Source organism: Psychroserpens sp. S379A (assembly GCF_049800755.1).
Taxonomy (GTDB): Bacteria; Bacteroidota; Bacteroidia; order Flavobacteriales; family Flavobacteriaceae; genus Psychroserpens.
Map to the genome: position 1 here is coordinate 169,420 of NZ_JBNAFQ010000001.1, position 16,813 is coordinate 186,232.

The window sequence follows — 16,813 nt, forward strand, 5'->3', positions numbered from 1 at the left end:
ATAGAATAATAAAATGAAATTTTGGTCATTTCTACAAAAATTATGGTTACAACTAACCTTGGTTTGCCCCATAATTTTGTACCCACAAAACAAACCAAAAAATAAAAACACAAAAAATGAAGAAATACATTAATTTAAACACAAAAGAAATTTCGAAGTCTATTTTTATGATCACAGGATTTTTAGCGATTGTTATAGTAACTTCGGCTTTTGCTTTTGGTGACACTGAAGAGGAAGACAATGAAGTCAGTGCTGTTTCCCAAGCCATGCCTGTAGAAACTGCTTTACCTATTACAGAAACCATCACAGAATGGGACGAATACACTGGTCGTTTTGAAGCCAGCAACAAAGTAGATGTTCGTGCACGTGTAAGTGGGTTTTTAGAACGCGTAAATTTTAAAGATGGTCAAATTGTTAATAAAGGTGATGTCCTTTTTATTATAGATGACAGACCTTTTGTTATTGCATTAGACCAAGCTAAGGCTGATTTGGCACAAGCAAAAGCCAATTTAGAAATTGCACAAGATAACTTTAACCGTGTTGAATATTTAAAAGAAACTGGTGCAGTGTCTATTGAAGAATTCAACCGAAGAAAACAAGCTCTAGCATATGCTAAAGCTAGTATTCAGTTATCACAAGCTCGTGTAGCAGATGCAAAATTAAACTTAGAATTTACACGTGTTAAAGCACCTATTTCTGGCTTAGTAAGTAGAGACCGTGTTAACGAAGGTAACCTAATAGATGGTGGCTCTTCAAACTCTACATTATTAACGACTATTGTTGCTACAAGTCCTATTCACTTTTATTTTACAAGTAGTGAATCTGATTACTTACGTTATGTGCGTTTAGCTAATAATGGCGAAAGAAAGGCAGTGCGTGCAGACGGACTTCCGGTGCATATTAAACTTCAAGATGAAGATGAATTTGTTCACGAAGCTAAAATAGATTTTGTAGACAATCAAATAGATAATAGTACAGGAACCATAGAAAACAGAGCCATTTTACCTAATAAAGACTTACTATTAGAGCCTGGAATGTTTGGTAAAGCCAGAATTAGTGGTAGTGCAGAGCACAAAGCCATAATGATCCCAGAAGATATTATTGGTACCAATCAATCGTTACGCTATGTTTATGTTTTAGACGAAAATAATACGGTAACCAGTAAAAACATCACCTTAGGGCCATTACATTCTAACGGCTTACGTATTGTTAGAGACGGTTTATTAGAAACTGACCAATTAATTCTTAATAATATTCAAAAAATTAGACCTGGTTTAGCAGTAGCACCTGTAGAAACTAATATAAATACCAAAAAAGAACTTGCCATAAACCAATAACAAGTTATTAACTAACCCATATTAAAACATACTCATTTACAGTTTCTTATTCTCAAAAAGAATGATGAAACAGCCAGAGTTATGTTTAAATTTTAACAAAATACAATGAAATTTAGTCACACATTTATTAAAAGACCAATATTTGCAGCAGTACTAAGCGTACTTATACTTATTGTTGGTGGTTTATCCTATTTTTCATTACCTGTCTCTCAGTTTCCAGATGTAGCACCACCAACCGTAGAAGTGGTTGCCACCTATCCTGGTGCAAGTGCCAAAACACTATCTGAAACTGTTGCTGCACCTTTAGAAAAAGAAATTAATGGTGTAGAAGGTATGATTTATATGACCTCACAATCTTCTGCCGATGGTAGAGTTACTGTACAAATTGCGTTTGAACTAGGAACCGATTTAGATCGTGCGCAAGTACAGGTACAAAACCGAGTTGCTATCGCAGAACCGCGTTTACCAGAATCTGTTAGACGTTTAGGAATTACAACAAAGAAAATATCACCAGATATTTTACTTCTGGTTAATCTTATTTCACCTAACGGCACATACGACCAAATTTACATGGGTAACTATGCCACGTTACAGCTTAAGGATGAGTTGGCACGATTAAAAGGTATAGGTGACATCCAGATATTTGGTGCGGCAGAATATGCTATGCGTATTTGGTTAGATCCTGATAAAATTTCTAATCTAGATATGACTGCTGGCGAAGTTGTAGCTGCCTTACGCGCACAAAACGTACAAATTGCCAGTGGTACATTAAACACTTTACCATCTGGAACACAATCGGCTTTCGAGGTAAATATTCAAACCCAAGGAAAACTTATTACACCTGAAGAGTTTGAAAACGTCATCATTAAATCTGCCGAAGACAACAGAATTGTAAAACTTAAGGATGTTGGTCGTGTAGAATTGGGCGCACAAAACTATGCTACAAAAGGTTATTTGGGTAAGAAACCGGCTATTGCAATGCCTATTTTTCAACAACCAGGCGGTAATGCATTAGAAACCTCAGCAAGTATTAAAGAAACTATGGAAAGATTATCTAAAAACTTTCCTGAAGATCTAGAATATAAAATTGAATATAATCCAACAGAGTTCATTCAAAAATCGGTAGATCAAGTATACAGCACCATTTTTGAAGCGGTAATCCTTGTAATTTTAGTAATCTTATTATTCCTTCAATCGTGGCGTGCCGCTATTATCCCAATTTTAGCCATTCCGGTATCTTTGGTAGGTACGTTTGCCATTATGCAAGGTATTGGGTTTTCGCTTAACAATTTAACATTATTCGGATTGGTATTGGCTATTGGTATTGTGGTAGATGATGCTATTGTTGTGGTAGAAAATATGGAACGTTACCTAGAAGAAGGCTATTCACCAAAAGAAGCTGCTTTTAAGACTATGGACGAAGTTGGTGGTGCTTTAGTTGCTATTGGATTGGTGTTAATTGCCGTATTTATTCCTACTGCTTTTTTAGACGGATTCTCAGGTCAGTTTTATAAACAATTTGGTATTACCATTGCTGTAGCTACTGCCATTTCGGTATTTGTCTCGTTAACCTTAAGTCCGGCTATGGCAGCATTATTAATGCGTCACGAAGATAAAAGCAAAGCGAAAAAAACACCTTTGGTATTAAAACCGTTTGTGTTTTTGGGTAATGCCTTTAACCGTTTTATGGACAAGATTTCTGAAAAATACGGTAAGAGTGTTCAAAAATTAGTACGAACAGGCACCATGGTTATGGTAGTTTACGGCGGATTAATTGCTTTAACAGGATTTGAATTTAACCGTGTGTCACAAGGATTTGTTCCTGCAATGGACCAACAGTATTTTGTAACAGTTGTACAACTGCCACCAGGCGCATCTTTAAGCAGAACGGACGAAGTGGTTAAAAACATATTAGATTTAACCTTAGATACCGATGGTGTAAAAACAGCGGTTTCTTTTACAGGTTTTGATGCCGCATCGTTTACCAATGCATCAAATGCTGCAGCTATATTTATTACGCTAGAAGATTTTGACGAACGTACCAAAAAAGGAATTGATTACCACAATTTATTGAACACATTACGTGGTAAAGTTGCGGTTGTAGATGATGCTGTTGTATTTATTATTCCGCCGCCATCGGTTGCTGGTATTGGTAATGCAGGTGGATTTAGAATGATGGTACAAGACCGTGCCAACTTGGGTACAGAAGCTTTAATCGAAGCGACTAATAACCTTGCGATGGCAGCCAACCAAGACCCTATCTTAAGTAACGTGTTTACCTTTTTTAATGATAGAACACCTCAACTGTATTTAGATATTGATAGAAACAAAGCTCAGCAATTGGGTGTTAATGTCAATGACGTGTTTCAATCACTAGAAATTTATATGGGATCTGCGTTTGTAAACGATTTTAACTATTTGGGTAGAACGTTTCAGGTAACAGCGCAAGCCGATTCACCAAACCGTTTAACACCAGACGACATTGCACGTATTAAAGTACGTAACAATAAAGGTGAAATGGTACCATTAGGAACCATCGCCACTCAAAAAGATATTTCTGGTCCATCTAGAATACCACGTTTTAACTTGTATCCTTCAGCATCATTAAATGGAGATGTGTCAGCAGGCTTTAGTTCTGGTCAGGCATTAGCACGTATGGAAGAATTGGCGGAAGATATTTTACCACAAGGTATTTCTTACCAATGGACCGAAATGGCCTATCAAGAAAAGCAAACAGGTAACACAGCTGGTATCGCCTTTTTATTAGCTGTAATATTTGTATTCTTATTATTGGCAGCACAATTTGAAAGTTTAGTGCTACCATTAGCGGTAATTTTTATTGTACCTATGGTATTACTATCGGCAATTGTTGGTATCGATTTAGCCGGATTAGACAACAACATCATGGTGCAAATCGGTTTAATTGTATTGGTTGGTTTAGCTAGTAAAAACGCGATTCTTATTGTAGAATTTGCCAAACAACTAGAAGATCAAGGTACCGATTTAAAAACAGCCGTTATACAAGCATCAAAACTGCGTTTACGACCTATTTTAATGACAGCAATGGCTTTTATTTTAGGTGTAGTACCGTTAGCCATTTCTACAGGTGCTGGTGCCGAATTGCGAGTGTCCCTAGGTATAGCGGTATTTAGCGGTATGCTAGGTGTTACCATCTTCGGTATTTTCTTAACACCTGTATTTTATTACTTAGGTAGAAAATGGACAACCAAAAAACAAACACTATAACAATGAAAACAATAAACTATATAAGTCTTGTCACACTAGCTGTAATACTAACATCTTGTGGTATTACAAAGCGCGATTTTAATGTGCAGTCTGGCGTAACCGTACCAAGCGATTTTTTTGAAGATAATCTACAAAAAGAAATTTATGCAAGTACAGAAACCACTCAAAAATGGTGGACTGAATTTAACGATCCTATTTTAGATACGTTAATTAATAAAGTTATGCAGCACAACTTAGATATTAATACTGCTGTTGCTAATTTTGAAGCATCTCGTGCCTTTTTAAAAGGTACAAAATTAGATCGTTTTCCAACGGTAACCTTAAACGGTAATTATACCAGAACACGATTAGGAGAAAACGTTTTTGTGCCTGGTGCAAACCCAACGTATAATAATTTTAACGGTAGTTTTGATGCCTTTTGGGAAGCCGATGTTTTTGGTCGTGTGTCTAACCGTATTAAAGGCGCTTACGCTAACAGTCAGTTAGCATTAGCAGATATGCAAAGCGTGTATATTAGCATATTTGCAGAAACCGCCCGAAATTATATGGAATTACGAGGTACACAACACATGTTAAGTATTGCCGAGCGTAATCTAAAAGGTCAGCAAAGCACTTACGATTTAACTGTGAAATTGTTAGAAGCTGGTACAAGTAATAATTTAGATGTTTCAAGAGCATTAGCACAATTAGAAAATACCAGAGCAACTATTCATCCTTTAAAGGCACGTATTGAAGCCTTAAAAAATAGTTTGAATGTACTAATTGGTGAAGTGCCAGGAGAGATTGATGATACCTTATTAACAGAACAACCATTACCAAGCTTGCCAGAAACGGTTGCTTTAGGTGATGTTAATGAACTATTGCGTCGCAGACCAGATGTTAAAAGTGCCGAAGCTGCTTTACAAATGCAGATTGCAAAATATAATATCTCGGTAGCCGATTTGTATCCTAAAGTACAATTTGGTGGTTCTATTGGGTTTTCGGCAGTAGATTTTTCTAACTTTGCACAAAAAGAGTCGTTTACATGGAGTATTATGCCTAATATATCTTGGGCAGCCTTTAATTTAGGACGTGTAAAACAACAAATTAAACAAAACGATGCGTTAACGCTTGCCGCATTAAATCAGTATGAAAAAACCGTTTTAAAAGCGTTAGAAGAAACCAAAACTGCATTGGCAGATTATGCTAACGAGCTACAACGACGCGAAAATTTACGCGCCTCATCAGAAGCTAGTGCCAAAGCAGCTACCATAGCCAAACAACGTTACGAGGCAGGCTTAGACAATTTTATAGATTATTTAAGCGCCGAAAACAGTATGTTGGTTTCAGAAAATTTATTAGCAACAAGCGAAATTGCTACAACCACATACCTAATTGCCATTTATAAAACTTTAGGTGGCGGATGGGATATTATAACAGAAGCAGATATAGATGCTAAAATGACGCAGTTAAAGCAAAAAGAAACCGCATTAAATTAAGTAATGAAATGCAATACGAAACGACCAAGGTAAGGTCGTTTCGTTACCAAACAAGTATTTAACCAACAGAAGAATATGTCTAAAACACAAGTTCCTGTTTTTAAAAATAGTAATGATTTATATGAGGCTATCGGTTTCCCTCACCGAAGTCACATACCTAATTTTGATGTACATCCTATTGCTAAACTCGAACCATCTTCTAGCCGATGTATGCCACCATACCGACAAGAATTTTTTCAAATTGCCTTGTTAACTTATGTTGGTACTAGTCGATTAAATATTAATACAGATTGGTTAGAGTTAGGTGACCATCCACTATGGTTTACAGTTCCAGGACAGGTAGTGTCTTGGATAAGAGACGAAGATATTTCGGGCTATAACATTATGTTTAAAAAGGAATTTTTAATGCAAGTTATACCTAATTTAACCGATGATTTTCCGTTTTTAAAAATGTCTGAAAATCGCGCATTAATGATGACTGAAGACGAAATGAATTCGTTATTATTTGATGCAAAACGAATGGTTTCGGTATTTGAAAACCCACATCCTTATCAAGAAAAAATGCTAGAAGGTATGTTGGTCTCTATACTCTATTACTGTAAAGCCATTTACGAACGACACAAGTCTTCCGAAAATAATTTATCTAGAGGACAAATTATTACACAGAAGTTTGAAAACTTAGTAGAAAAAATGTACGTAGATACTAAAAATGTAAGCGATTATGCCGAAGCATTAAGCATTACACCAAGCTACCTAACCACTATGATAAAACAACAAACAGGCAAAAGCGCTAAAGATATTATTCAAGATCGCTTATTGCTAGAAAGCAAGAGTTTACTGAAGTTTTCAGATTTAGATATTGCAGAAATAGGTTATCGTTTAAATTTTCAAGAGCCAACGCATTTTACCAGGTTTTTCAAAAAATTAAGTGGTACCACACCAAACCGTTTTAGACAAGAAGGCCTATAAATTAACATGTAGCCACTTACCAAAATTTTAAAAATAGAGCTTTCAATTTTGGACACTTAAGTAAAGAAAGTGGTTATTTTTAAAGTTAATTTATGATTAAATTTGATTATTAAATTTAGAATGTATGAACGTAAATAGAACAGCAGTAGTTACAGATTCTGGCAATGGGTTAGGAAGAACTTTTGCCAATATTTTACTAAAAAATAACTATGACGTTATTCTAGCTGCTACCCAAAATAGTTATAATACTTTATCTGTAGATACAGATGATTTGCATCAATATAAACTTGTAAATACCGATTTTACTTCAGATGAAAGTGTAGCTCAGTTAAAAGCAACTATAAGCAATACCTTTGGTCATTTAGATATGCTAATTAACAATGCCGAAATTGCTAATGGCTTTGGGCAAAAAATAGAACAACTTAATATAGAAGACGTAAAAGCGGTTTATGAGATGAATGTGTTTGCGGTAATACGTGTAATAAAAACATTAAAACCGTTGCTTGAACAAAGTAAAGCACCACGCATTATAAACGTTACCAGCGCTATGGGAGATCTTACAAAAATGGCTGACGATTCGTTTTGCTATTCTAATTACTGTATGACGGCTTATGCTAGCTCTAAAGCTGCTTTAAATATGTACACACATTTACAGTGTAAAGAATTTAGTCCGTCAAAAATTAGTGTAAAAAGCTTTGATCCTATTGCGTTAAAAAACTGCACACACAACTCGGTAGAAATTTGTAACGATGTAATGGATAAGTTTATAGGACTTATAAAATACGATAGCCTTGTTGATTAGATTAAAGCATCAGTGTTTATTAAATCATAATGGTCAAAACCTTCGTTATTTTAGCGAAGGTTTTTTGTTAATTTGAATAAAAACCTCATGCAATTTGATTTAAAGATTTAATTTTCTTGTTCAATAAAATAATTATGAATTATTAGAGGTGTTTCCCTTACTCAATACGTTTCGTATGTGTTCGCTATCCCAATGGTTATCATAACTTATAACCCCTCTTTTAAAGTCTTCTTCTAATAATTTTTCTTGCTCCTCAAGTTCTTTTCGAGCTTTAAAAATATAGTCGTCGTCTCGTTTTGGTTGTTCTGCTAATCGTTTTAAACTAGCTACGTCATATTTTATGAAATTTTGAACCTGTCTATTGAGTGTATATTTTCTAAATCCTAATTTATGCAAGGCATCACTAGCTAATGTTAATGAAGTGTCTAAGGTTTCTCGATAAATATTATCAATCCCCATATTTATTAAATCGTAGGCATCATACCTATTTTTAGCTCGAACTAAGAGTTCAACATTAGGGTAATTTGTTTTTACAAGTTTTGTGATGTCTTTGGTCACTCTAGGATTATCTACAGCACAAATAAGTAGTTTAGCTTCAGAAATGCCTGCAGATTCTAATAAGTCTAATCTTGTTGCATCACCATAATATACTTCAAAACCCATTTTCCGAAGAAAATCCACACGATTCGAATCAAAGTCAAGAATAGTAGCTTCAATACCATGAGATCTTAAAAAACGACCTACAGTGCTTCCAAAGTGACCAAAGCCAACTAGGATAACTTTCTGAGATTTAGCAATGTGATCCATAGGTCTTTTTATAGACTCCTTAGTTCCAAACTTAGGAAGTATAAGACGTTCATTAATTACACTTAAAATAGGAGTTAAGGACATTGAAACGGCTGTAATCACCAACATCATATCCATTTGATCTTGTTCTAAGATATTCAATTGAAAGGCAAATGAGAGCAATACAAAAGCAAACTCTCCAACCTGAGCTAAACTAAAGGTGAGTAATAAATTTTGGTCAAGTTTTAGTTTGAATACTTTTCCTGTTATGAACAATACCAACGCTTTTAGAAGAACGATTGCAACTAAAATGCCTCCTATGGTTAATGGACTATTAGCAATGACGATAAAGTTAATCGATGCTCCAACAGCCATAAAAAAGAGACCTAAAAGTAGGTTTTTAAAGGGTTCTAAGGTGCTTTCTAATTCGTGTTTAAATTCACTGGTAGATAATACAACACCACCTAAAAAAGCACCAAGAGCAGGACTCAACCCAACTAATTCCATGAGGTATGAGATTCCGAAGACAATTAAAAATGCTGCAGCAATAAGTAACTCCCTAACACCAGTAGTTGCAACTTTTCGCAACATAGGAACAATAACAAATCGGCCTGCAAGAACAATAATAACAACCGAAAGGATAATCGCTAAAGTTTGTAATCCTATAGGTAAACTTTCAATTAGGGTGGATGTTGTATGTGCTGAAGTTGAATCGTTATGTTCAGACGAATTACTCAAAAGTGGCAAGACACCAATCATAAAGATAACAATGATATCTTGAAATAACAGTATAGAAAACGAACTACTTCCGAAAGTGGTTTCCATTAATCCTTTTTCCTTAATAGTTTGCAGTGCTATAGCTGTTGAAGATAATGCAACAGCCATACCGATGACGAGTGCAACTTCCCAGTGATAACCTAAAATAGAGAAAAGGGCATAGGTTAACAATATGGTAAGCGATACTTGAATTCCGCCCATTCCTAGAATAGATTTTCGCATACTCCAGAAATTTTTGGGTTCAATCTCGAGTCCGATTAAGAACAGCATTACCACAACACCAAACTCTGCAAAATGCATAATATCTTCTCCTTCCTCACCAACAAATCCCAGTACGTAGGGTCCGATAAGAATTCCAGCTAATAAGTATCCTAAAACGGAACTCAATCCTAGTCGTTTGGCGATAGATACGCAAATGATTGCACCAGCAAGAAAAATAATGGCTTCAAATAGTAAACTTCCAGACATAGGCTTACACTGTTAAAGATTCTAAATCGTTTAAGAAAAAGTAATTTGTAACTTTACTACTATTAAAATCAGATTGTAGCATATCAATTAATTGTTCATACTGGTTGGCGTAATTGCTCAAATCTTGATCAGACAAGTTATGAGTACCCATAACAGCAAAAGGCGGTAAGTAGTTCATGCCACAAAGATTTGCAGTTTGCTCAAAAGGGCGTAAAAATTCGTTTATAGTATAAGTATTATAACCTTCGGAACAGTAAACTTCTCGTGATCCTCCTGTAGTAATCACGTTAAAAATTGTTTTATTTTGAAGCACTTTACCGTTGGGTCCATAAGCCCAATTAAATTCCAACACCATGTCTTTCCATTGTTTTAAAATAGCAGGACTACTATACCAATACAAAGGATGATGCCAGATAATTATTTCATGTTCAACCAAAAGCTCTTGTTCACGTTGAACATTGATATGAAAATTAGGGTAGTGTTCATACAAATCGTGAAACGTTACATGGGTTTTATCTTTTAAACGGTCAATTAAGGCGGCATTAGCCCTTGATTTTTCAAATTTAGGATGAGCAAATAGAATCAATACTTTTTTCATACTACGAATTTAATAAAAAGGAAATCTATTTTAAATTTCTATAAACTCATTAGTATAATTATTTGTAATAACACCACACAAATTGAAAATAACAAAGTGCTTTAATAGTGTTTCTTTAGAATAGGATTCAAATAAATTATTGTCTTTAAATAATAAATTGTCAACTCTAAAAAAATATATTTTTATGAGCAAATCAATATTAACATCGGGTTTTATATTGCCATTTTTCTGAGCTTCTTTTAGCAATGGACTAATCCTGTTGTTTGCTAAATCTTTTATAAAATCATTAAATAATAGAAAGGCCTTTGGGTAGTATTTTTCTAAACCAAAAAGAAAAGAGGGCTTAAAGTATTTTAAATACTCAAACCCTCTCTGGTAAATCAATATAACACATAAAATAGGGTCTTTACCATTGCTATTAATCAACCTATTTATATCTTCTGCGTAAGCATCAAGCAAACACGTTATACTTGCGACTACAAGATCTTCTTTCGTTTTAAAGTAGGTGTATATTGTTTTTTTAGAGATGCCTAAATCATTGGCCAACTCATCTAAAGTAACGTGTTTACTCCCAAATTGAGTAAACTTAGAGGTGGCGTAATTTAGAAGTTCATCTTTAGTAATCATAGCTTTTATTTCCAACCACCACCAAGTGCTTCGTATAAAGTAACGACACTTAGTAATTGTTGTAATTTGTTATCAATCACGTTTAACTCGGCATTAAGTGCGCTTTCTCTTGCGGTTAACAAATCAAGATAATTGGCTAAGCCATTTTTAAGCAACTCTTCAGAGTTTGCTTCAGCTTGTCGTAGCGCTTCCACTTCATTTTTACGATACTCGAATTTTTCGGTTTCGGCATTGTAAACGTATAAGGCGTTAGACACTTCGTTTCCTGCGGTTAACAAGGTTTTCTTAAAATTTAGCAGTGCTTGTTCTTGTTGTGCTTTAGCAACCTCGTGTTGAGTTTTTATTTTACGCTGATTAAAAATGGGCTGTGTTAAACCACCAATAACCGTTGCAAATAAAGAATTAGCATTCAATAATTTATCCAATTCTAAACTTTGAAATCCGCCATTTGCCGTTAATGTTAAGGATGGATAAAAATTACTTTTTGCCACATTGGTTAACTCAAACGCATTGATTAAGTTGTATTCTGAAGCAATCACATCCGGACGATTTCTTAACAAGGTCGCAGGCACGCCAAGTGTAATTTTTTCATCTAACTGTTGCTCGGTTAACTTGCTACGTTCTATAGGTTCTGCAGGTCTTCCTAGTAAGAAATTTAAAGTGTTTTCGGTTCTAAAAATAGCAGCTTGTAAATCTACTTTTAAAGCTTTGGCGTTATTAAATTGCGCAATGTATTGGTCTACCGCAACTTGTGTTACATTTCCGGCATCTTTTAAGGCTTTAATAGTGTAAACACTACTGTCTCTAGTAGCAATAGTTCTTTCAGTAATTTCTAATTGTTCATCTAAGGCTAATAACTGATAATAGGTAGAAGCTATTGCCGAAATTAATTCAGTTTTTACAGCTTTGTGTGCTGCTACAGTTTGTAAATAACTGGCTTCACCTGCACGTTTATTACTTCTTATTTTGCCCCAAATATCGGCTTCCCAAGATAAACTTCCCGATAACTCATACTGGTCTACAGACGAGAAAAAACCACCAAACTGACTGTTTGATGATAGCTCTTGATGTGTTGCCTGCGCAGTACCAGTTAAAGTTGGCAAATATCCTGCTTTACCTTGTTTCATATACGCATTAGCGACAGCAATTTGCTGAATAGCCACACGAATATCCAGGTTGTTTTGAAGCCCTTCTTCAATATATTGCCCTAAATATTGATCTTTAAACATATCTTTCCAAGATACATCGGCTAAAGACACACTATCTTGCGACAGGTTATCGGTTCTGTACAAATGTTCTGTTTCTTCTAACTCTGGACGTGCATAATCCTTTGCTACAAAACAACTTTGCAGTGTTAGTGCTAACATTAATAGGAAGGCGCCTTTACTAAAATTTCTATTTACAGTTAATTTCATTTTTTTAAGCTTCAATTGATTCTACTTCTGGTTTACGCGATACTTTTTCTTGTAACCATTGGAAAAAGATGAATAAGATTGGAATAACAAATACTCCTAAAAGTGTACCTATAAGCATTCCTCCAGCTGCACCTGTACCAATAGAGTTGTTTCCTTCGGCACCAACACCTTTGGCCAATACAAGCGGCATTAACCCAAGTATAAATGCGAATGAAGTCATTAAAATTGGTCGTAAACGTGCTTTAGCACCATCTATTGCAGCATCTACAATACTTTCGCCTTGTTTACGTCGTTGCAAAGCAAACTCTACAATAAGTATGGCATTTTTAGCCAACAGACCAACGAGCATGATGAGTGCTATTTGGAAGTAAATGTTGTTTTCTAATCCGAAAAATTTCGTACTAATATAGGCTCCAAATACACCAAATGGCAGCGATAATAATACCGAAAATGGTAAAATATAACTCTCGTACTGCGCACTTAATAAGAAGTACACAAACAGAATACTTAAGATGAAAATAAAGGTGGTTTGGTTTCCTGCATTGACCTCTTCTCGTGTTAATCCCGAATAAGCAACTGTATAATTACTTGGTAACTTAGCGACTTCTTCTTCAATAACTCTAATGGCATCACCAGTACTAAATCCTGGATTAGTAGCACCTGTAATAGATGTAGAGTTAAAGAGGTTAAAACGTGTTACCGATTGCGGACCATACACACGTTTTAAGGTTACAAACTGTGTAATTGGCGTCATTTCACCAGAACTAGTTCTTACATACATACTGTTTAAGTCGCTTTCGTCTGCTCTGTCTTCAGGTAAGGCTTGAATGTATACACGATACTGTTTTCCAAATTTACTAAAGTCAGAAGCATACACGCCACCTATATAACCTTGTAAGGTTCCAAAAATACTACTAACAGTTACACCTTTTTCTTTAGCTAAAGGTACATTAACTTCCATTTCGTATTGCGGATAATTAGTATTGAAAGCCGATTGCGCATACTGAATTTCTGGGTGACTCATTAAAGCTGCAGAGAACTCTCGGTTTGCTTTATCTAAGTCGGTAAACTCACCTCCAAATTTATCTAATAAGTTTACTTCAAAACCAGCAGAGTTTCCAAATCCACGAATACTAGGAGGAGAGAAGAAGATTATTTTGGCTTCTGGAATAGTAGCAGCAACACCAAATAGCTTTCCTGTTATAGCTTGAGCAGATAGTGCTTCAGATTCTCTCTCAGACCAGTTATCTAATTTCACAAAGCCAATACCGAAATTACTGCCAGCACCACTTATTAAACTTCTACCTTTAATAAAACTAACTGCAGTAACACCATCAAGATCTTTAATTTTTCCATATAATTTTTTGGTCACTTCATCGGTTCTATCTAAAGATGCACCAGCAGGCAGTTCAATATTTACAAAAATAATTCCTCTATCTTCATTAGGCACAAAGCCTGTTGGAGTTGTAGTTGCAGCCCAGTAAATTCCAATACCAGCAATGATTAATAGCATTACAGAAACAAACTTGTTTTTATATAAGAACTGAAGTGATTTTCCATATTTACTAACCGTTGCATCAAAGCCTCGATTAAACAACGTATAAAACCTTTGTAGTGCATTTTTACCTTTCAATTCTTCGTCGTGCTTATGTTCTTTTAATAAGAGCGCACATAATGCAGGACTTAAGGTTAGTGCATTTACTGCTGAAATTAGGATGGCAATAATTAAGGTTACACCAAACTGCTCATAAAATACACCTGTTGGTCCAGTGACAAAGGTAACCGGAATGAACACGGCAGACATCACCAAAGTAATAGATACAATGGCTCCTGAAATTTCATTCATCGCCTTGAGTGTTGCGTTCATTGGTTTTTTTTCGCCTTGATCCATTTTGGCATGAACCGCTTCAACCACAACAATAGCATCATCGACCACAATACCAATGGCTAAGACTAAGGCAAATAAGGTTAATAGGTTAATGGAGTAGCCAAAAACATTCAAGAAGAAGAAGGTACCAATAATAGATACAGGAACAGCAATAGCAGGAATTAACGTTGAGCGGAAATCTTGAAGAAATAAGAACACCACTAAAAACACCAATAAAAAAGCTTCCATTAATGTTGTAATTACTTTGTCGATAGACGCATTAAGAAACAAGCTCGTATCATAGGGAACAAAAATATTTAAGCCATCAGGTAAATCTTGTTCAACTTCTGCTAAAGTCGTTTTAATATTTTCAATAATCTCTGCGGCATTTGATCCTTTGGTTTGGAAAATTCCCATAAATACAGCAGGATGACCTAAACTCACAGCATTAGAGGAATACGATTGTGCATCTAATTCGATATCTGCAACATCTTTTAATCTCAAGTATTCGCCATTTCCTAGAGCTTTGATAACAATATCTGCATATTGGCTTTCCTGTTTAAATCGTCCGCTATACTTTAAAATGTATGAGAAGGACTCGCCATTATTCTCACCTAAAGCACCAGCAGCAGCTTCTAAATTTTGTTCGTTTAAAACCGAAGTGATATCTGAAGGAATTAGATTATAAGCCGCTAATTTTTCAGGCTTTAGCCAAATACGCATGGCGTAATCTTGCTGTGAAAATACCGATACATCACCAACCCCTTTGATACGTTGCATAGCAGGTATCACATTTATCTTTAAATAATTCTGAATAAAGGTCGCATCATAATCTTCACTATCAGAATACATAGATACAAACATTAAAGCACTGGTTTCTTGTTTTTGGGTAACAATACCTGTTTGAATAACCTCTGCAGGTAATAACGGATTGGCTCTTGCGACACGGTTTTGAACATTTACGGCCGCAATGTCAGCATTCATGGTTTGGTCAAAAAAGACTGTAATTTCTGCAGTACCATTATTAGAAGCTGTAGAAGTAATGTAAGTCATCCCTTCAACACCATTAATTTGCTCTTCAATTGGCACAATTACACTCTCTAAAACAGTCTCTGCATTAGCTCCTGTATAGTTAGCCGTCACCTTAATAGTTGGAGGTGCAATATCTGGATATTCCTCTATTGGTAAGGAGGTTATACTGATTATACCCAGTATAACTATGATAATAGAGATTACTGTTGAAAGCACTGGTCTTTCAATAAATGTTTTTAACATAGCTAAAAATATGTTTATGAGTTGATTTTAGTTTTTAAATAACGTTGCTACTCTTTTAGTGGCTTCTGAAAACGGAATTTCTTGAGGCGTAATTGCCATTCCGTCACGAAGTTTTGATACACCAGAAGAAATAATTTTTGTATTAGCATCTATACCAGATTCAATCACATAAAGATTATCAACTTTGGCTTCCACTTTTATAATTTTACTCGCAACAGTGTTGTTTTCAGCTAAAATGAAAATCATGACTTTACCTTGTTGTTCGTAAGTTGAAGATTGAGGCACTACAATAGCATTTTCATAAGTTGAAGGAATACGTATTTTACCACTATTTCCATTGGTTAACAGTTCGTTAGGGTTGTCAAACGAAGCTCTAACTTTAATCGTTCCAGTAGTTTCACTAATCTGACCAGTACTGGTTTGAATACGTCCTTTTTGAGAATAGAGGTCACCATTAGCCAACACTAAACTTACATCTGGCGAATTTTTAATACGCTCTGCTTTAGTTTTACCTTTCATTCGTTTAAGATAATTGATGTATTGCGCTTCGTTTAAAGTAAAAAAGGCATAGACCTTACTAATGTCACTAACTGTTGTTAAAGGTTTAGCATCTGCTGCACTTACTAACGCTCCTTCTCTAAAATGGATTGCACCTACATAACCATCAACCGGACTTTTTACTGTGGCATACCCTATGTTAGCAGCAATACTGCTATAACTAGCTTTTGCACGAGCTAAATTTGCTTTAGCGGTTTCTAATTGCACAGCACTAATAATATTTTTTTCTACTAATGGTTTAAGTTTATCAACCTCAACTTGTGCAACGTTCACTTGAGCTTTTGCAGCTTCGGCGTCTTGACTTAAGGCTTGTGTTTCTAAACTAAATAATGCTTGGCCTTTTCTTACTTTTTCGCCTTCATCAACTAAAACTTTTTGAATATATCCTGAAGTTTTTGCGCGCACATCACTGTTTACAATACCTTCAATAGTTACTGGATATTCATTATAACCATTAACAGTTTGTGATTGAATTTGAGTTACGGGAAATGGTAAGGCTTGTTGCTTTTTGGGAGCAGCTGTTTGACTATTCTCAGAATTTCCGCAGCCTATAATGACTAGAAAAACACTAGCAATTGAAAATATAGAGACTAATTTATTTGTTTTCATT

General features: G+C 35.2%; 11 protein-coding genes. 5 read left to right on the plus strand and 6 right to left on the minus strand.

What is annotated here, in order from left to right; translation table 11 throughout:
- Positions 1-116 precede the first annotated feature (116 nt).
- The 5 genes from ACP15M_RS00685 to ACP15M_RS00705 all read left to right on the plus strand — a co-directional run bounded on the left by ACP15M_RS00685 (position 117) and on the right by ACP15M_RS00705 (position 7,832).
- The gene (locus ACP15M_RS00685) at positions 117-1,337 is read left to right on the plus strand and encodes an efflux RND transporter periplasmic adaptor subunit (RefSeq protein ID WP_425075236.1); all 1,221 of its coding nucleotides are present in this window, start codon (positions 117-119) and stop codon (positions 1,335-1,337) included.
- Between the two features lie 105 nt (positions 1,338-1,442).
- On the plus strand, positions 1,443-4,583 hold the full coding sequence (locus tag ACP15M_RS00690) for an efflux RND transporter permease subunit (RefSeq protein WP_425075237.1): 3,141 nt from the start codon (positions 1,443-1,445) through the stop codon (positions 4,581-4,583).
- Between the two features lie 2 nt (positions 4,584-4,585).
- Positions 4,586-6,061, plus strand: coding sequence for an efflux transporter outer membrane subunit (locus ACP15M_RS00695; RefSeq protein ID WP_425075238.1), 1,476 nt, complete (start codon positions 4,586-4,588; stop codon positions 6,059-6,061).
- 75 nt (positions 6,062-6,136) lie between these two features.
- Positions 6,137-7,030 carry a helix-turn-helix domain-containing protein gene (locus ACP15M_RS00700; RefSeq protein WP_425075239.1) on the plus strand — a complete coding sequence of 298 codons (894 nt, stop codon included), beginning with the start codon at positions 6,137-6,139 and terminating at the stop codon, positions 7,028-7,030.
- A 124-nt stretch (positions 7,031-7,154) separates the two neighbouring features.
- Positions 7,155-7,832: an SDR family NAD(P)-dependent oxidoreductase gene (locus ACP15M_RS00705; protein WP_425075240.1), complete on the plus strand. Its 678-nt coding sequence runs from the start codon at positions 7,155-7,157 to the stop codon at positions 7,830-7,832.
- A gap of 132 nt (positions 7,833-7,964) precedes the next feature.
- On the opposite strand, the gene ACP15M_RS00710 is transcribed toward ACP15M_RS00705, so the two are convergent.
- The 6 genes from ACP15M_RS00710 to ACP15M_RS00735 are packed head-to-tail and all read right to left on the minus strand — an operon-like array spanning position 7,965 to position 16,812.
- Entirely contained in the window at positions 7,965-9,863 is a 1,899-nt protein-coding gene (locus tag ACP15M_RS00710; protein ID WP_425075241.1) for a monovalent cation:proton antiporter-2 (CPA2) family protein, read from the minus strand.
- A 4-nt stretch (positions 9,864-9,867) separates the two neighbouring features.
- A complete protein-coding gene (locus ACP15M_RS00715; RefSeq protein ID WP_425075242.1) occupies positions 9,868-10,461 on the minus strand; it encodes an NAD(P)H-dependent oxidoreductase in 594 nt (197 codons plus the stop codon).
- 30 nt (positions 10,462-10,491) lie between these two features.
- Entirely contained in the window at positions 10,492-11,088 is a 597-nt protein-coding gene (locus tag ACP15M_RS00720; RefSeq protein ID WP_425075243.1) for a TetR/AcrR family transcriptional regulator, read from the minus strand.
- Between the two features lie 5 nt (positions 11,089-11,093).
- Positions 11,094-12,503: an efflux transporter outer membrane subunit gene (locus ACP15M_RS00725; RefSeq protein ID WP_425075244.1), complete on the minus strand. Its 1,410-nt coding sequence runs from the start codon at positions 12,501-12,503 to the stop codon at positions 11,094-11,096.
- 4 nt (positions 12,504-12,507) lie between these two features.
- Positions 12,508-15,645: an efflux RND transporter permease subunit gene (locus ACP15M_RS00730; RefSeq protein WP_425075245.1), complete on the minus strand. Its 3,138-nt coding sequence runs from the start codon at positions 15,643-15,645 to the stop codon at positions 12,508-12,510.
- 27 nt (positions 15,646-15,672) lie between these two features.
- Positions 15,673-16,812, minus strand: coding sequence for an efflux RND transporter periplasmic adaptor subunit (locus ACP15M_RS00735; protein ID WP_425075246.1), 1,140 nt, complete (start codon positions 16,810-16,812; stop codon positions 15,673-15,675).
- Position 16,813: the final 1 nt, after the last annotated feature.